We start from the raw sequence: 16931 nt of genomic DNA, 5'->3' as shown, positions 1-16931 counted from the left end.
CACCATGGCCGGGGGCCATGGCAGTCCCTAGGAGGATTCTTTGGCCCGACGAGGCCAGCGCCAGCCCGGCGCTACCCGACCGGCTCCTCAGCGCCGTCGTCCCGCCCGCGATGCCGACGGCCTGCTCCCGGTGCTCGCCCGCGCCGTCCGAGAGGTCGAGTCGGCGGTCGAGCGTGCCGACGTCCGGCCGTCGGTCCGGACCAAGTTCCAGGTCGTCGCCCTGCTCGTCCGCGAGGAGCGGTCCCGGGTGAACGCCGACCACGCCTCCAGCGACGCGTATCGCGCCGAGCAGCTGCGGCGGCTCGACGGGATCGCGACGATTCTGGCCAAGTCCGCCGCCCGCGAGACCACACTCCTCGGCCTGCTCGCCGAGGACGCGGTCATCTCGGAGGCAGCCGCGTCACTCAAGCGCGAGATGCTGATCGCCGCCGGTCAGGAGCCGCCCCGCGAGGAGCCCGTCAGCCGGCCGACGACCCCCGCCGACACGACCGTACGCCGGGTCGTGCCGCAGACAGTGGTCCAGCGGCAGCTGGCCAACCCGTTCCTCGCGCCCGACTTCTCGTCGGCCCCGGCCCGCCCGCCCCGCCCGGGACGTCTGGCCGGCTGGGAGCTGATCACCCCGCTGCTGAGGTCGTTCGAGCACGCCGCGGCCTCCGCCAGCAAGTCCCTGCCGGAGCCGACCACCCTGCGGACGGCGGAAGGCCTGGAACTGATGCCGCACCAGGCACGCCTGATCGCCTCCGCCGCGGCCGGCCACCGAACGTTCCTGCTCGCCGACGAGCCTGGCCTCGGCAAGACGGCGCAGGCGTTGCTCGCCGCCCGGGCCGTGGGCGCCTACCCGTTGCTCGTCGTCGTACCGAACGTCGTGAAGACCAACTGGGCCCGCGAGGCGGGCCTGTGGACTCCGAAGCGGAACGCCACGGTGATCCACGGCGACGGCGAGACCGTCGACGGCTTCGCCGACATCGTCATCGTCAACTACGAGGTACTCGACCGGCACGTCGGCTGGCTCGGCGATCTCGGCTTCCGCGGCATGGTGGTCGACGAGGCGCACTTCATCAAGAACAAGAAGTCCCAGCGGTCGCGCAACGTGCTGCAGCTGTCCGAGCGGATCCGGACCCGCGCCGGGCGACCGTTGCTGATGGCACTCACCGGTACGCCGCTGATCAACGACATCGAGGACTTCACCGCGATCTGGGAATTCCTAGGCTGGATCGACGAGACCGGACCGCGGGCCGAGCTGATGGAGTCGCTCGAGGAGACCGACCTGACACCGGCCGATCCCGGCTTCTCGGCGGCCGCCCGTGCGCGGGTCATCGACATGGGCATCGTCCGCCGCCGCAAGGTCGACGTCGCGGCCGATATCCCGGCCCGCCGGATCGCCGACCTGCCCGTCGAGCTCGACGGTGCCATCGGCCGCTCCATCCGCGACGCCGAGCGCGAGCTCGCCGACCGCCTCGTCGCGCGCTACGAGACCGCCCTCGCGACCCGGACCTCCGGCAGCACCGTGGACGGCATCGACCACGACCTCGTCCGCCGGGTGGCCGGCTGGGAGCGCTCCGACCGGGACAGCGCCAAGACCGGCGAGAACGTGTTCAGCCTGGTACGGCGGATCGGCCGCGCGAAGGCCGGTCTTGCCGCCGACTACGCGGCGCAGCTCGCGCACAGCGTCGGCAAGGTCGTGTTCTTCGCCCGGCACATCGAGGTGCTGGACGCGGCCGAGGAGCTCTTCACCGAGCGCGGCATCCGCTACTCCTCGATCCGGGGCGACCAGTCCCGGACGACCCGGCAGAAGAACATCGACGCCTTCGTCAACGACCCGGACGTCTCCATCGCGGTCTGCTCCCTGCTGACCGCCGGCGTCGGCCTCAACCTCCAGGTCGCCTCGAACGTCGTCCTCGCCGAACTCTCCTGGACCAACGCCGAGCAGACCCAGGCCATCGACCGGGTCCACCGCATCGGTCAGGCCGAGCCGGTCACGGCGTGGCGCATCATCGCCGCCCAGACCATCGACACCAAGATCGCCGACCTGATCGACGCCAAGGCCGGCCTCGCGGCCACCGCCCTGGACGGGTCCGACGACGAGGTGGCGGCGTCGGCCGACTTCCAGCTCGAAGCCCTCGTCGCCCTGCTGACCAACGCGCTGTCGGAGTAGCGCCTGCGCAGGCGTTGGTTGCGGGCGGAGCTATCTACTGCATCAATTGGGTTTGATGTAATGTCGGCTGGGTGGGCATGACCGACGGTGCGGCGCTACCCGAGTTCGTTCGACTGGTGAGCCATCCGCTCAGGTGGCAACTGATCGCCGAGCTCGCGCGGAGCGATCTGCGCGTCCGTGAACTCGTCGCCATCGTCGACGAGCCGCAGAATCTGGTCTCCTATCACCTGCGGCTCCTGCGAGACGGTGGCCTGGTTGCGGCGAGACGCAGCAGTTTCGACGCGCGTGACAGCTACTACCACCTCGACCTCGAGCGCTGCGCCATCGCGTTGGCCGACGTGGGCGTCGCACTGCATCCGGCCCTGCGGATGGCGCCAGTACCCAGCGCTCCGATGCGGCGGTCAGGGCGAGCGAGCGTCCTGTTCGTCTGCAGTGGCAACAGCGCTCGATCACCGATCGCCGAGGCGTTGCTGCGCCGCCACGCCGGGAACCGGGTCCGCGTGAGCAGCGCCGGCACCCGGCCTAAGGACCGCATCCATCCGCACGCGGTCCGGGTGCTGCGGGAGCAGTACGACATCGACATCGAGGGGCAGGCACCGCGCCCGCTCGACTCCACGCGGAGCCGTCGGTTCGACCGTGTCGTCACTTTGTGCGACAAGGCGCGCGAGGCGCTGCCCGACGGCGAGTACTGGCCACGCGCCCACTGGAGCATCGCCGATCCAGCGGCCGGCGACGAGAGCCGAAGTAGCTATTCGAGGTATCTGTCGGCGGCGGCCGAGATCGACACCCGCGTTCGGCAGTTACTGCCGAGCCTCAGCACCGAGAAGGAGGACTGACCATGGACACCTTCGCGAGCGTTCGCTACATCGTCGACGACGTGCCGGCTGCCATCGACTTCTACACCACACACCTCGGGTTCGTCGTGCGCAGCAACCCCGCACCAGCCTTCGCCGACGTCACCCACGGGCCGTTGCGCCTCCTGCTGTCCGGACCACCGTCGTCCGGCGCACGTGCTACTCCAGCCGACGCGGCCGGGCCTGGCCGAAACCGCATTCATTTGATCGTGGACGACCTCGATGCCGAGATCGACCGGCTCCAGGCCGCCGGCGTCCCGTTCCGCAGCGAAGTCACCACCGGCCCGGGCGGGCGCCAGATCCTGGTCGCCGACCCCGCCGGCAACCTCGTCGAACTGTTCCAGCCCGCGAACTGACTGCGGGCGACAAGGTTCATCGAGCCGGCCGGACAAACTCGACCGGGTCAGTGGTCAAAGCGGATCTGCTCGGCATAATCTGAGCGAGTTCGGCACAGGTGTGGCGTGGTTGGCCCGGTGTGCGTCGTGCGGATCATCGCTGGGGGGCGAGGGCGGGGCATGAGGCTGCTCGGGCGTCGGTCGGAGTGTGAGGTCCTCGACGACGTGCTGGCGGCCGTTCGCGCGGGTGAGAGCCGGGTGCTGGTCCTGCGAGGCGGCGCGGGAGTCGGGAAGTCAGCGCTGCTGGAGTTCGCGGCAGACGCAGCCGCGCCGGACATGCGCATTCTGCGCGCGGCGGGCGTCGAGTCCGAGATGGAACTGGCCTTCGCCGCACTGCACCAGCTCTGCGCACCGCTGCTGGGTCGGGTCGACCACCTGCCGACCCCACAGCGCACGGCTCTGGCGACCGTCTTCGGGCTGCAGCCGGGTCCGCCGCCGGACCGGTTCATGGTCGGCCTCGCCGTACTGAGTCTGATCGCCGAAGCGGCCGATGAGCGACCCGTGTTGTGCATCGTCGACGACGCACAGTGGCTCGACACGGCGACCGCGCAGACGCTGGGGTTCGTCGCGCGGCGGGTGCACGCGGAGACTGTCGGTCTTCTGTTCGGGGCACGGGAGGTCCGCGAGGAGCTGCACGGTCTCGCCGAGCTCGCCGTCGACGGCTTGCAGGAGGATGACGCCCGCGCGTTGCTCGGATCGGCGGTCGGGTTCCTGCTCGACCGGCCGGTCCGCGATCGGATCGTGGCGGAGACCGGCGGCAATCCGCTGGCCCTGCTCGAGCTCCCGCGCGGGCTGACCGCGACGCAACTCGCCGGTGGATTCGGGCTGCTGGGCACCCAGACGTTGCCGGGCCGGATCGAGGAGAGCTTTCTGCGCGAGGCCGACACGTTGCCGGCGCCGACCCGCCAGCTCCTGCTGGTCGCGGCCGCCGAGCCGGTGGGCGATCCGGTGCTGGTGTGGCGAGCAGCCGACGAGCTCGGTATCGCCGCCGCCTTCGCCGAGATCGACGGTCTGCTCACGCTCGGCGAACGGGTGACGTTTCGCCACCCGCTCGTCCGGTCGGCTCTCTACGGCTCGGCGACGCCGCCGGAACGACGCGCTGTGCACCTTGCCCTCGCGAACGTGACCGACTCGACGGTCGACCCCGACCGCCGGGCCTGGCACCTCGCCGCTTCGGCAGCCGGACCGGACGAGGACGTCGCCGTCGAGCTGGAGCGGTCCGCCGACCGGGCTCAGGCCCGCGGCGGATTCGCTGCTGCCGCCGCCTTCTTGCAGCGTGCCGTCGCCCTGACACGTGACCCGGCTCGCCGGACCGACCGAGCGTTGGCCGCGGCCCAGGCCAGCCTGCAGGCAGGAGCTTTCGAGACCGCCCAAGGCCTTCTCGCCACCGCCGGTGCCGGCGACCTGGATGAGCTCGGGCGCGCGCGGGTCGACCTTCTCCGCGCGGAGTCCGCCTTCGCGTTTCAGCGCGGCGGCGACGCACCGGCGCTGCTCCTCCGGGCGGCCCGGACGCTCGAGCCGCTCGACGTACGGCTTGCCCGGGACACCTATCTCGACGCGTGGAGCGCGGCACTGTTCGCCGGCCGGATGGCGACGACCGCGGATCTCCGGGAGGTGTCGCGCGCGGCCAGGGCGGCTCCCCCGGCCGAGGCCGCGGGACGCGGCTCCGATCTGCTCCTCGACGGTTTCGCGCTGTTGTTCACCGACGACCGCGGCCACGCGGTGCCACTGCTGAAGCAGGCGGCCGGTGCGTTCGCAGCAGGTGACGTCTCGACCGAGGAGGTCCTGCGCTGGGGATGGCTCGGGACCGCCGCCGCGGCCTTCGCGTGGGACTTCGAGGCCTGTGGTGGAGCAGCCACCCGGCAAGTGCAGGTGGCCCGGAGCGCCGGCGCCCTCGCCGTACTCGCGGTCGGCGTGAACGTACTGGGTCAGGTCGTCGCGTTGGAGGGCGACTTCGCCGAAGCGGCATCGCTGAAGGCGGAGGCCGACGCGGTCCGGGAGGCGACCGGCGCGCAGGTCGCGCAGTACGGCGCTTTGGTGCTCGCGGCACTGCGGGGACGCGAGAGCGACGCGTTCGCCCTGATCGAGGAGACCATCGCCGAGGCAACGGCCGTAGGCCAGGGCACCGCGGTGCAGTACGCGCACTGGGCCCGATCGATTGTCCTCAACGCCCTCGGCCGCCACGACGAAGCGTTGATGTCAGCCAGGCTGGCCGCCGACGACACCCCTGAGCTTTTCGTGGCGTCGTGGTCGCTGAGCGAGTGGGTCGAGGCCGCCGTCCGGAGCGGCAACCCCACCGCGGCGACCGAAGCACTCGCGCGACTCCAGGTGCAGATCCGGGGGACGCATGAGCCCTGGGGGTTGGGCGTCGAAGCCCGCGCCCGTGGCTTGGTGAGCAAAGGCCCGAGCGCCGAATCCGCCTACCGCGAGGCGATCGAGCAACTGGGCACCACCCGGCTGCGGCCGGATTTGGCGCGTGCCCATCTGCTGTACGGCGAATGGCTGCGCCGGCAGAGTCGCCGCGTAGACGCCCGGGCCGAACTGCGAGCGGCGTACGACCTGTTCGTCCCGATCGGGATGGAGGCGTTCGCGGAACGCACGCGGCGGGAGTTGCTCGCGACCGGGGAGAGGGTGCGCAAGCGGACGGAGTCGTCGTCGGCGGGTGCCGAGTTGACTCCTCAGGAACGGCAGATCGCCCTCTTGGTGCGGGACGGCCTGTCGAACCCGGAGGTCGGAGCCCGGCTGTTCCTGAGCCCGCGGACGGTCGAGTGGCACCTGCGCAAGATCTTCGACAAGCTGTCGATCAACTCGCGCCGGCAACTGCGGAGCGCGCTGCCGCGGACCGACCACGAGGCCGCCACCGGCTAGCCCGGTCCCTGGTCCCGGTCGGCCAGGGACACTCCCTGGCGCGACCGGCGTACGCCCGGAGGAGTGTCGTGGCGTGGCCATGACAGAAACGCCCCTGTCCGGGGCGGTTGCGCTCGTCACGGGCGCGAGCAGCGGTATCGGAGCCGCGACGGCTCGCAGCCTCGCGGCGAGAGGTGCCGCGGTGGCGCTCATCGCCCGCCGCCGCGACCGGCTCGACCAACTCGCGGCCGAGCTGACCGACGACGGTCGCGGGGCCGCGGTCCTGGAGGGCGACATCACCGACCCGGAGGTCGCGTCCGGCGCGGTGCAGGACACGGTCGACCGCCTCGGCCGCCTGGACATCCTGATCAACAACGCCGGCATCATGCTGCTCGGCACCGCCCTGCACACCACGACCGACCAGTGGGATCGCATGATCGCGCTCAACGTGTCAGCGCTGGTCCACGTCACACATGCGGCGGTCCCCTACCTCATCGACGCAGCCGCGACGTCACCCCGCCGGGTCGCCGACATCGTGAACGTCAGCTCCACCGCCGGCCGCGTCGCCCGCCCGGCCAGCAGCGTCTACAACCTCACCAAGTTCGGCCTGAACGGCTTCACCGAGTCCCTCCGCCAGGAACTCCTCGAGGAAAGCGTCCGCGTCAGCGTGATCGAACCCGGCACCGTCGACACCGAGCTCGTCGACCATCTCGCCGACGACCTCCGCGACGCCGTCCGCCGCCAGGTCGACGGCATCGACCCCCTCCACCCCGAGGACGTCGCCGACGCCATCACCTACATCGTCACCCGCCCCCGCCGGGTCTCTCTCAACGAACTCCTGCTCCGAGCCACCGACCAGACCTGGTGACACCACGCTCGGTCGGCGCAGCTCGTCTGGGGGATTCGGGCGAGGGATGATCGCAGTATGACGACGGCGCGCGTGGGTGACCCGGTGCGGGATGGGTGGGCGTTGGCTGTCGAGGGGTTGGGGAAGCGGTTCGGCGAGCGGGTTGCGTTCGACGGGGTCTCGTTCGAGATCGGGTACGGCGAGGTGTTCGGGTTCCTCGGGCCGAACGGGGCCGGGAAGACCACCATGGTGCGGACGCTGGGGACGCTGATCGCGCCGACCTCGGGTACGGCGACGGTCGCCGGGATCCCGTTGACGCCGGACAACGGCGTACAGATCCGCCAGCGGATCGCGATCATGCCTGAGGCACCCGGGCTGTATCTCCGGCTGAGCGTGCAGGAGAACCTCGAGTGCTTCGCCGGTCTCTACGAAGTGCCGCAGCCCGGCGACCGCGTCGAGCGCGCCTTGGCTGCCGTCAACTTGACCGACCGTGCCCAGGACGCATGCGGTGCGCTGTCCAAGGGCCTCCGGCAGCGCGTTTCGCTGGCGCGTGCTCTGCTGAGTGACCCGGAGGTGCTGTTCCTCGACGAACCCACCTCGGGACTCGACCCGGTGGCTGCGCGCGACGTTCACACCCTTGTGGACGATCTCCGGCGGCGTGGCGTGACCATCTTTCTCACAACGCACCGGTTGGAAGAGGCAGAACGCCTGTGCGATCGCGTCGCGATCCTGAACACCACTCTGCGCACGATCGGCCGTCCCGACGAGCTTCGCGACAGACTGTTCGCCAAGACGCTCAAGATCAGGACCGCGGCGCCGCTCGCCGACCCGCGGCGCGTCTTCGAAGGCCTGCCAGGCGTCGAGGGTTGGCAGCCTGACGGCCCTGCCGCCTATGTCCTCGCCGTCTCCGATCCGGCCGCCGCGGCTCCGTCCGTGACACGGGCGCTCGTTGCCGACGGCGCCGACGTACTGTCGATCGGCGAGTCGCACCACTCACTCGAGGACGTCTACCTCGAGACGGTGGAGAACAGATCATGAGCCTCAGCGCGCGGCGGGTGCGAGCCGTCTTCACCAAGGAGGTGCGTGAGTTCCGCCGCAACCGATCCATCACCGCCGGGATGGCGATCATCCCGCTGGTCTTCAGCGTCCAGCCGCTGATCAGCATCTTCGCGCTGCAGCCCGCCGCCTCGGCACCGCTCGCGCAGGAGCATGTGCTGCTCTACATGCTCGGCATCCCGGCCCTCGTTCCATCGCTGATCGCGGCGTACTCCGTGGTGGGCGAGCGCCAGCAAGGCACCCTCGAGCCAGTGCTGACGACCCCCATCCGCGCCGACGAGTTGCTGCTCGGCAAAGCTCTGGCCACCTTCCTGCCGGCCGTCGCGATCGCCTACGCGGTCTACGGCCTCTTCCTGCTCGCCGTCGAACTCTTCGCCGCCGACGGCGTCGCGTCGGCCCTCATCCGGCCTTCGGACCTGGTCGCCCAGCTCCTGTTCACGCCACTCCTGGCCGGCTGGTCCATCTGGCTCGCGATCGTCATCTCCACCCGCTCGAGCGACGTCCGCGTGGCCCAGCAGTTCGCAACGCTCGCGAGCCTCCCGACGGTCGCGCTGACCACTCTGATCGCCCTCAACGTCATCCCGCCCTCCCCCAGGCTCGCCGTCACTGCCGCGGTCGTCCTGATCCTCCTCAACGTGCTCGGCTGGAAGACCGCCGCCAAAGCCTTCGACCGCGAAATCCTGATCACCAACACGCGATCCTGACCCTCCTCGGTAAGCGCTTGCTATCGTGATCCGGTGATCTATGAGCTGAACCACGTCGGCGGTCGGGTCCAGGATCTCGAAGCCAGCCTGGCGTTCTACACCGGGCTCGGCGCGGAGGTGGTCGACCGGTTGTTCGTGGCCAGTAGTCGCGTCCACCGGGTGCACATTCAGCTCGCGACCGGGCTGGTGGAGCTGCTGCACAACGAGGAGCCCGATCCGGACGCCACCTACGGGCTGAACCACGTCGGCTTCATGACCGACGACCTGGACGCGGACTACGCGCGCCTGATCGCCTTGGGGTACGCCGAACTCTCGTCTCCCAGGACCGCGAGCAGCGGCCAGGGCCGACTCGCCTTCCTCGCCGACCCGAACGGCGTACGCATCGAACTCCTGCAACGCTCGGAGGAGTTCCGCATCCCACCCATCGCCTCAGGTCCCGTACGCCGCCTGTCCCACATCGCACTGTCCGCACCGGACCTGGACGCGGCCACCGAGTTCTACGGCACCCACCTCGGCATGCAGCCCGTCCCGGACGACTTCCCCGGGACCGCCACGTTCCGCCTCGGCGCCGACGCCGTCAAACTCCACAAATCCTTGCCCCCAGCAACCACTCCCGTCAACCATCTCGCCCTGCTCGCAACCGAGGGCCGGCCCGCCACCCAGGACCCGGACGGCAACCGCCTCACATTCCTCGAGGGCGCAGGCACATGATGGGTGCGTGACCAGTGCGGACGAGCCGGCGCCGACGAGATGTTGGTGTTGCGACAGGGAGTACGACGAGCGCGAGTTGGTGCGGTTGGGCGCTCATCCGGAGGTTGGAATCTGCGGTGCGTGCGCCGTCGACATCAGGCAGCGCGCCAGTCAGCGCCAGGACGAGCTCAGGCCGGCCTGGGGCACGACGGTGCGGACCGGCGTACGCCGGCTACGCGAAGGTGTGATCGCCCGGGGCTGGCACCAACGACCGTTGATCGGCCCGATCCTCCGCCGGATCAACCGCCACTTCCCGTGACCTCAGTCGGCCGAGCCCGGCGGGCTGATCGCGGCGCGGAGTTGTTCGATCGACGGTACGGCGACGGGAGCGCCGGACTCGTCGCGATAGAGGCGACAGGACAGGCCGCACTCCCCCGCGGGAAACGGATCGACCCCGTGGACCAGTAGCGTGGGCGAGCCCGTCATGCCGAACCGCACGGCATCCGCGTCCGTACTCACCACTCGCGTCACCACAGGCAGGTCGGTCACCTGGCTGAGGTGATCGAGGAGAGGCGGCAGGTTCGGGCAGTCCGGGACGTGCAGGACCTCCAAGCTCGTCGGACCTCCTCTCGTTCGCATGCCATCCACGGTAATGCCGCGTCGAGCAGGGTTGGAGAGGTAATCCGGACTGACCACCACCCCCGAGGCCGGCCGCGGCGGCCAGGTGCGGGGTTCACCCCTGATCTGGTCCCTTCACCTCGGGCATGCGGTGGGTAGAAGGGTGCAGTTGCGAGGTTCTCCTCTCAAATTGACCCGTGTGGGAAGCCAAGTGCGGCAACGATCTCGACGCTTCTTGGCGAGGCACAAGGAAGGCAACTATGAGCGAGGACGGGCGGTTACCGGGTGGTGTTGCAGACCGTTTGGTTGTTGCTTACGGGATTCGGCCGGCGATGATCACGCGGATTGCTGCCGGCACGGCTACGGCGAACTTTCTTGTCACCGAGGAGTCGGGTGGGCGGTGGTTTGCGAAGGTTTATCGGGATGGCGGCGGGCTTGAGCGGGAGCGGGCTGCCGTGGAGTTGGCCGAGTTTGCGCGGGCGGGTGGTCTTCCGGTTCCCGGCGTACGGCGTACTTGCGCGGGCGAACTGGTTGCGGAGAACGGGTCGCCGGCGATGTCGGTGTGGGAGTACGTCGCGGACGCCGAGACCGCCGAGGGTGGACTGACCGGAGAGCGATGGCGGGCTGTCGGGGCCGTGCTTGGTCGGCTCCATCGGCGGCTCGCGAGTCATCCGGCGGCGGCGCCGGCTCGGGTCGGCGCGAGCGGAGTGCGCGATGTCGAGCGGTCGCGGGATCTCTTGGATCGGCTGACCAGCGAGTACGGGCGGCGCAGCGGGCTGAGCTCATTCGAGCTGTTCGCGCTGGAGGCCGCCCGGGAGAAGCGGTCGTCGCTGGATCGGGTCGGCGGCATCCTCGGGCGTCTGCCTGAGCTGACCCAGCAGATCGTGCACGGCGACCTGGCCGGCCCGAACCTGCTGCTGCGTGGTGACGAGGTCGCGGCCGTGATCGACTTCCAGCCGCCGACCTCACGCTTCGTGTCGTGGGAGATCGCGCGGATCGGTTGCGACCCCAGGACGATCGTCCTCGGCGATCAATGGATGACCGGGCTGCCAGAGCTTCTCGTCGCGTACCGCGAGGAGCATCCCGCGGCCCGACCGGACGACCTCGTAGCCACCGTCGCCGTCGGCTGCGCCTACACGTTGGCCTCGACGTATCCTCTTGCCGAACCATTGCACAACCCGGACGCCGTGGATCCATCCCTGGAAGCCTACGGACGCGCCCGTCACCAGGCGGCCCTGCTCATGCTGGACCGCCTCGACGAGATCGAGGCAGTACTCCGTGACCACCTCAGCTGATCTAACACCGGAGCAGTACCTGCGACAGGCGGATCCGGTGCTCGGCTCGATCATCGACGACGTCGTCCAGGCCAACGGCGCGCCACTGACCGTCGAGCCCGACCCGGCGCTGACGCCCGACCCGAACCTTCCGAGCGAGCACTTCGCCGTACTCCTCCGCGCGATCGTCAGCCAGAACATCTCGAATCTCGCGTCGCGCGCCATCTTCCAGCGCCTGCGGGACCGCTTCGGCGGAACGCCGCCGACGCCGCAGGAGATCCTGGCCGACGATCCCGACGAACTGCGCACCTCGGTCGGGCTGTCGAGGGCCAAGACGGCCTCCGTCCGCTCGCTCGCCGAGCACGTCAGCTCCGGTGAGCTCGAGCTCGACCACCTGCACGCGCTGTCCGACGACGAGGTGGCCGCGCAGCTGATCGCGGTCAAGGGCATCGGCCGCTGGACTGCCGACATCTTCCTGATCTTCCACCTGCGGCGGCCGGACGTTCTGGCCGTCGGCGACCTGGAGATCCGCCGGATGGTCGAGAAGGCGTACAAGCTGCCGGACTTGCCCGCGCCCGCGGAGCTGGAGCGCCTCGCGGAACCCTGGCGCCCGTACCGCACACTCGCGTGCCTCTACCTGTGGCAATGGGCGGAGACGGCCCGGCAGTCCTAAGGCATGATGGGCGGGTGCTGGGCTCCTCCGACATCGCCGAGCTCGCTCGCGAGCGGCTCGGATTCGACACGCTGCGCCCCGGGCAGGAGGAATCCGTTCAGGCGGTCCTCGCGGGACAGGACACGCTCGCCGTCCTCGCCACCGGGACCGGCAAGACCGCCATCTACCAGCTCGCCGGGCTGGCGCTCGGTGGAGTGACGATCGTGGTGAGCCCCTTGGTGGCTCTCCAACGGGACCAGCTGCGGGCCTTGTCGGAACACCCCGCAGGCGTCGAGGTCGCGGAACTGAACGCCAGTGACCACGCCGGTCGCCGGGCGGCTCACGACCTGCTGGCGAACAACCGTCCCGGCTTCGTACTCATGTCGCCGGAGCAACTCACGCATTCCGACGTACTCGACCTGCTCGCGGCGTCCCGTCCCCGGCTGGTGGCTGTCGACGAGGCTCATCTGGTGAGCGAGTGGGGCCAAGATTTCCGCCCCGACTACCTGCGGCTCGCCGCCGCCATCCGCGCGATGGGGCGGCCACCGACCCTCGCACTGACCGCCACCGCCGCGCCACCGGTGCGCAAGGAGATCGTCCACCGGCTGGAGTTGCGCAGCCCGGCCGTGGTGGTCGGCGGATTCGACCGGCCGAACCTCAATCTCGCCGTGTTCACCTTCGCCGACGAGGAGACCAAGAACCGCCGGCTGCTCAGCCACGTCCGCTCCTCCCGCGGACCAGGCATCGTGTACGTCGCAACCCACCACCACGCCGAAGACCTCGCGGCAGAACTCCAGATCGCCGGTGTGTCCGCGCAGGCGTACCACGCGGGCCTGTCGGCGCGGCAACGTCGCGAGGTTCAGGACGGATTCCTCGCGGATCGGTACCGGGTCGTGGTCGCGACCATCGCCTTCGGGATGGGCATCGACAAGCCGGACATCCGCTGGGTCAGCCACGCCGAGGCACCGGGCTCGGTCGACGCGTACTACCAGGAGATCGGGCGCGCGGGCCGCGACGGCGAGCCGGCCGACATCGAGCTCTTCTTCCGCCACGCCAACCTCGGGCTCAACCGGTTCTTCGCCTCCGGCGGGGTGACAGACGAGGACCTCCTCGCCGTCGCCACCGCGATCAAGGAACACCGTCCGGCCGGCATCGAGGAGCTCGCCACGACGACCCGGCTCAGTCCGGCCCGGATCGAACGCGCGCTCGGCCGGTTGATGGATGCCCGGGTGGTTGCCATCGGCCACCAATTCCACCTGGCCGCCCGCACCACCGTCGACCAGGCGGTCGCCGCCGCCTCGGCCGTCGAGCACGATCGCCGCGAGGTCGCCCGCTCCCGGGTCGAGATGATGGCGGCGTACGCGGAGTACGGCGGGTGCCGCCGCGAGTGGCTGCTCAGCTATTTCGGCGAGCAGTACGAAGGCCCGTGCGGCAACTGCGACAACGACCTGGCCGGGCGCACCGCCGCACCAGCTCCCGACCAGCCCTTCCCCATCGGCAGCCGAGTCAGACATCCCACCTTCGGACCCGGCCTGGTCGAACACTACGACGGCACCACCATGACCGTCCTCTTCGACCGCGTCGGCTACAAAGAACTACGCACCGCCTTCATGACCCACAACCACCTACTCCAACCCGAATCCTGATCGACGGATCATCGCGCCGTGGAGGGTCGGACCGCGGTTTCAGCTCTCGCCGCTTCGACGCGGTAGTCGTGGATCGGACGGTAGCGGTCGTACAGCATGGTCAGAATGCTGAACAGGAAGACGAAGAACAGTGTGTCGACCAGCCGCAGGCCACCTTCGCCCCGCCTCAGCAGCAGGGCCGCGACTGCGACCAGTACGACGTTGGTCACGAAGACGACCAGGAACGAGACCCCGGCCGACTCCCACGAGTGACCTCGCTTCGCCGCCCACACCCCGAGCGCGGCATTGATGATCGCGAACACCGCGACGCCGAGGAAGATCTGCAGGCTGCTCGCCTCGACCCCCGGCAGGACCCGTCCGTAGACCACACTGATCAGCCCGATCAGCAGGATCTTCTCCACCGCTGCCTCGTCGAAGACCTTCCGGTGCCTGGCCTGGAACGCGGCGCGCTCGCTCGCGTCGGCGATCGCGGCCGGCAGCGGATCGGCCGCGAGCCGCAGGGACCAGTCGGCCTGCGGCAGCCGGGGGCGTACGACGAACACCAGGATCGCAATCAGGAGGAGTATGGCGGCGGCGAGCGCCGGACCGAACCAGGGCACGTCTCTGATCGTGTCGGTCACGTCGAGCTCCGCGATGTGCAGCCAGTACTCCTGTGGCAACTTGATGAACACCCAGATGGCGCCGGCGACGATCGCCCAGAACTTGAACGCGTAGCGCAGCGGGTTCCACCGGGTGCGCACCGTTTCGTAGGCGATGAAGAAGTACTCGAACGTGTTCGGGAACACCAGCAACAGCCACCGCAGGCCGCTCAGCTCGAACGCCACCGCACCAATCTGGCGGTACAAGAACAGGAACCGGTTGATGCCGAACGCCGACATGTTCGTCCAGTTCCGTAGGCTGGCCGTATAGGCCACGGACAGATAGAACACGTCCATCGCCTTGTCGTAGCTCTGGTAGAACGGCGGGTTGAACCCGAACGCCTGGAAGATCGTCTGGTCAGCAGCGTCGAGCACCAAGCAGGCGACGACCCCGGGCAGCGGGTACTTCGGGATCAACAACGGCAGCGCGAAACGAGCCAGGACCACGCTCCAGAACACGATGTCGACGGTCATACATCCCTCACACCGTTGTCTGACGGTGCCCAGAGCCGGTGAGGCCGGGGCCTTTCGTGGAACGAGCCTAGGCGCGACCCTCGGCGCGATCCTAGGCGTGCTGTGCGCGGTTCTAGGCGCCCTGTGCGCGATGCCGCGGACCGCGGCGAATACGATCGGAACCTAGCCGTGCGAGTCCGGTGCGGACCGCGTCGTCGAGCTTGAGGTCGGCGGCGGCGAGGTTCTCGGCGAGGTGCGAGCGAGTGCGGGTTCCGGGGACCAGCAGGATGTTCGGGGCGAGATCGAGCAGCCAGGCGAGTGCGAGCTGCGCCGGCGACGCGCCCAGCCGCGCGCCGAGCGTGGCGAGCGTGGCGAGGTCGGGGTCGGTGAGCAGCCGGTGCCGCTGCTCGCCGGGCAGGCCCAGTGGACAGAACGGCACGAACGCGATCGCGCGTGCCTCGCACTCCGTGAGGACGTCGAGGGACCGCTGGTCGGCCAGGTTGAAGAGGTTCTGCACGCAGACGATCTCTGTTTGGTCAGCGGCCCGCAGTAGGTGCGGCCGGGAGACGTTGCTCAGTCCGATGCCGTCGATCAGCCCGTCCTCGCGAGCCTTGATCAGCGCCGCGAGCTGAGCGTCGAACTGCCCGCCCGGGACTTCGGACGGATCCGTGATCCGCAGGTTCACCGCAGCCAGCCGGTGGGTGCCGAGCGTGGCGAGGTTGTCCTCGATCCCTTGGCGCAACAACGCGGGATCGGTGTCGCCGCGGGCACCCACCTTGCTGACGATCGCCAAGTCGTCTGGGTAGGGGTGCAAAGCCTCGCGGATGAGCTGATTCACTGTGCCCGGCCCGTAGAACTGCGCGGTGTCGATGTGGTCAACCCCGGCCGCGACGGCCGCGCGCAGTACCCGCAATGCCTCGTCGCGATCTCCCGGCGGCCCGAAGACCCCGTCGCCGGCCAGTTGCATAGCGCCGTACCCGGCCCGGTGCACTTGCCACGGGCCGAGTGCGAAGGATCCGCCGAGCGTCACGGGTGGACCTGCGAGCCGACACCGCTGTCGAGGCGGACCGATTCGAGGATGAGGAACGCGGTGCTGGCGGTGTAGACGTCGGCGGCGGCCAGGACGCCGGTGTACTTCTTGATCACCGGCGCGGCCGCGTAGTCGACCTGCGCGTCCTGGTAGGTCTTGACCGCCGCCCAGGTGTTGTTGCCGTACTTGGTGAAGAACGGGGTCGGATCAACAGCCACGAGTGCCTTCTTGACGCCGTCGATGAGGTCGGCGACGTACTGCTGGTAGACGACCATGTCGTGCCGGGTGCCCGTCCGGCCCATGTGGCCGCCGATGAAGTGCTTCCACGGGTAGGACAAAGCCTTCGCGGGGGCTGCGATGGAGCCTGGGACGTCCTCGTTGATGTTGAAGCTGGCGAACGGCACCCAGCCGGGCAGGTTGATGTCGACCAGCATCAGCGTGTCGTGGGCCGGTAGGTGGATGTAGATGTTGTCGGGCGTGTGGTTGGTGCCGTGCCAGGCCAGGTCGATCCGCTCCCCGCCGACGCGCAGCGTGCGCCGGGTCTCGAAGGTCACGTCGGGCCCGGGCCGGGTCGGATCGTTGTCCCGGGCAAGCAATCGCTTCGTCTCGACGTGGCCGACGCGGACCACATCACGGCCGAACAACGACGATGCGCCGAGGTGGTCTGCGTGGTGGTGCGAGTAGACGATGTGCGTCACCTTGTTGGACACGCCGTTGGCGGACGCGATCTCGTCGATGGCGCGCTGCAGGTTGTGTCCGATGCTCGGGGGTGCGTCGAACAGCACCACCCCGTCCTTGGTGGTCAGGAAGGCGGCCTGGTAGGTGCCGTCGGTGACCCAGTACAGGTTCCGCTCCAACCGCCCGACGGAGTAGCCCTGCGCATTGACGGCCGGCCCGAGGGCGGACGGCGGTATCGGCGCGTAGTCGGGCAAGGTGTCGTCGGCAGCGGCAGCGGCCGGCTCGGCGAGGACTCCCCCGGCGACGGTGGCTAGCGCCGGCACGGCCGCTATCGCCGCGCCACGAGCGAGGAATGAGCGGCGGTTCGGGGTGGGGCTGGATGACATAACAGACC

Annotated in this window: 16 protein-coding genes; 12 read left to right on the top strand and 4 right to left on the bottom strand. The window is 69.5% G+C overall.

The features are described from left to right. The first annotated feature begins 40 nt into the window (after positions 1-40). The 9 genes from OG558_RS33475 (at position 41) to OG558_RS33435 (ending at position 9867) form a co-directional block, all read left to right on the top strand. Positions 41-2155 (top strand): DEAD/DEAH box helicase, encoded by a 2115-nt coding sequence (locus tag OG558_RS33475; RefSeq protein WP_329477468.1) that lies wholly within the window; start codon positions 41-43, stop codon positions 2153-2155. A gap of 77 nt (positions 2156-2232) precedes the next feature. Further along, entirely contained in the window at positions 2233-2991 is a 759-nt protein-coding gene (locus tag OG558_RS33470; RefSeq protein ID WP_405072249.1) for an ArsR family transcriptional regulator, read from the top strand. Positions 2992-2993: 2 nt separating this feature from the next. Next, the gene (locus tag OG558_RS33465; RefSeq protein WP_405066548.1) at positions 2994-3365 is read left to right on the top strand and encodes a VOC family protein; all 372 of its coding nucleotides are present in this window, start codon (positions 2994-2996) and stop codon (positions 3363-3365) included. A 159-nt stretch (positions 3366-3524) separates the two neighbouring features. Further along, a complete protein-coding gene (locus OG558_RS33460) occupies positions 3525-6272 on the top strand; it encodes an ATP-binding protein (protein WP_405066547.1) in 2748 nt (915 codons plus the stop codon). Between the two features lie 79 nt (positions 6273-6351). Further along, positions 6352-7119, top strand: coding sequence for an SDR family NAD(P)-dependent oxidoreductase (locus OG558_RS33455; protein ID WP_405072248.1), 768 nt, complete (start codon positions 6352-6354; stop codon positions 7117-7119). Between the two features lie 57 nt (positions 7120-7176). Further along, complete coding sequence (locus OG558_RS33450; protein ID WP_405066546.1) at positions 7177-8136, top strand: ABC transporter ATP-binding protein; 960 nt, start codon at positions 7177-7179, stop codon at positions 8134-8136. Next, complete coding sequence (locus OG558_RS33445) at positions 8133-8858, top strand: ABC transporter permease (RefSeq protein ID WP_405066545.1); 726 nt, start codon at positions 8133-8135, stop codon at positions 8856-8858. Before OG558_RS33450 ends, OG558_RS33445 begins: the two co-directional genes overlap by 4 nt. A 33-nt stretch (positions 8859-8891) precedes the next feature. After that, a complete protein-coding gene (locus OG558_RS33440) occupies positions 8892-9569 on the top strand; it encodes a VOC family protein (RefSeq protein ID WP_405066544.1) in 678 nt (225 codons plus the stop codon). A gap of 7 nt (positions 9570-9576) precedes the next feature. Beyond that, positions 9577-9867, top strand: coding sequence for a hypothetical protein (locus OG558_RS33435; protein WP_405066543.1), 291 nt, complete (start codon positions 9577-9579; stop codon positions 9865-9867). A 2-nt stretch (positions 9868-9869) separates the two neighbouring features. Here the strand turns inward: OG558_RS33435 and OG558_RS33430 are convergent, their stop codons facing one another. Further along, positions 9870-10187 carry an alkylmercury lyase gene (locus OG558_RS33430; protein ID WP_405066542.1) on the bottom strand — a complete coding sequence of 106 codons (318 nt, stop codon included), beginning with the start codon at positions 10185-10187 and terminating at the stop codon, positions 9870-9872. Positions 10188-10498: 311 nt separating this feature from the next. Here OG558_RS33430 and OG558_RS33425 point away from each other — a divergent pair, with 311 nt between their 5' ends. From OG558_RS33425 to OG558_RS33415, 3 genes are read left to right on the top strand one after another with little or no spacing between them, the layout of a single operon-like run. Continuing rightward, entirely contained in the window at positions 10499-11461 is a 963-nt protein-coding gene (locus OG558_RS33425; protein WP_405066541.1) for a phosphotransferase enzyme family protein, read from the top strand. After that, positions 11445-12113 (top strand): DNA-3-methyladenine glycosylase family protein, encoded by a 669-nt coding sequence (locus OG558_RS33420; protein WP_405066540.1) that lies wholly within the window; start codon positions 11445-11447, stop codon positions 12111-12113. Before OG558_RS33425 ends, OG558_RS33420 begins: the two co-directional genes overlap by 17 nt. 14 nt (positions 12114-12127) lie before the next feature. After that, the gene (locus OG558_RS33415) at positions 12128-13738 is read left to right on the top strand and encodes a RecQ family ATP-dependent DNA helicase (protein ID WP_405066539.1); all 1611 of its coding nucleotides are present in this window, start codon (positions 12128-12130) and stop codon (positions 13736-13738) included. A gap of 8 nt (positions 13739-13746) precedes the next feature. Here OG558_RS33415 and OG558_RS33410 read toward each other — a convergent pair whose 3' ends face one another. The 3 genes from OG558_RS33410 to OG558_RS33400 form a co-directional block, all read right to left on the bottom strand. Continuing rightward, on the bottom strand, positions 13747-14850 hold the full coding sequence (locus tag OG558_RS33410; RefSeq protein WP_405066538.1) for a hypothetical protein: 1104 nt from the start codon (positions 14848-14850) through the stop codon (positions 13747-13749). A gap of 112 nt (positions 14851-14962) precedes the next feature. After that, positions 14963-15859, bottom strand: a complete 897-nt coding sequence (locus OG558_RS33405) for an oxidoreductase (RefSeq protein ID WP_405066537.1) — start codon at positions 15857-15859, stop codon at positions 14963-14965. Next, entirely contained in the window at positions 15856-16923 is a 1068-nt protein-coding gene (locus tag OG558_RS33400) for an MBL fold metallo-hydrolase (RefSeq protein WP_405066536.1), read from the bottom strand. Before OG558_RS33400 ends, OG558_RS33405 begins: the two co-directional genes overlap by 4 nt. Between the last annotated feature and the right edge of the window lie 8 nt (positions 16924-16931).

It is taken from the genome of Kribbella sp. NBC_01510, assembly GCF_045040325.1.
In the GTDB taxonomy this organism is placed as follows: domain Bacteria; phylum Actinomycetota; class Actinomycetes; order Propionibacteriales; family Kribbellaceae; genus Kribbella.
Note: the sequence above shows the minus strand (reverse complement) of the source record. Positions and strands in the feature narration are given on the sequence as shown.

Coding starts and splice junctions, on each gene's coding strand:
- OG558_RS33410 (WP_405066538.1), bottom strand. CDS start 14,850: ATGACCGTCGACATCGTGTTCTGGAGCGTGGTCCTGGCTCGTTTCGCG.
- OG558_RS33400 (WP_405066536.1), bottom strand. CDS start 16,923: ATGTCATCCAGCCCCACCCCGAACCGCCGCTCATTCCTCGCTCGTGGC.
- OG558_RS33460 (WP_405066547.1), top strand. CDS start 3,525: ATGAGGCTGCTCGGGCGTCGGTCGGAGTGTGAGGTCCTCGACGACGTG.
- OG558_RS33450 (WP_405066546.1), top strand. CDS start 7,177: ATGACGACGGCGCGCGTGGGTGACCCGGTGCGGGATGGGTGGGCGTTG.
- OG558_RS33425 (WP_405066541.1), top strand. CDS start 10,499: ATGATCACGCGGATTGCTGCCGGCACGGCTACGGCGAACTTTCTTGTC.
- OG558_RS33430 (WP_405066542.1), bottom strand. CDS start 10,187: ATGCGAACGAGAGGAGGTCCGACGAGCTTGGAGGTCCTGCACGTCCCG.
- OG558_RS33470 (WP_405072249.1), top strand. CDS start 2,233: ATGACCGACGGTGCGGCGCTACCCGAGTTCGTTCGACTGGTGAGCCAT.
- OG558_RS33465 (WP_405066548.1), top strand. CDS start 2,994: ATGGACACCTTCGCGAGCGTTCGCTACATCGTCGACGACGTGCCGGCT.
- OG558_RS33445 (WP_405066545.1), top strand. CDS start 8,133: ATGAGCCTCAGCGCGCGGCGGGTGCGAGCCGTCTTCACCAAGGAGGTG.
- OG558_RS33455 (WP_405072248.1), top strand. CDS start 6,352: ATGACAGAAACGCCCCTGTCCGGGGCGGTTGCGCTCGTCACGGGCGCG.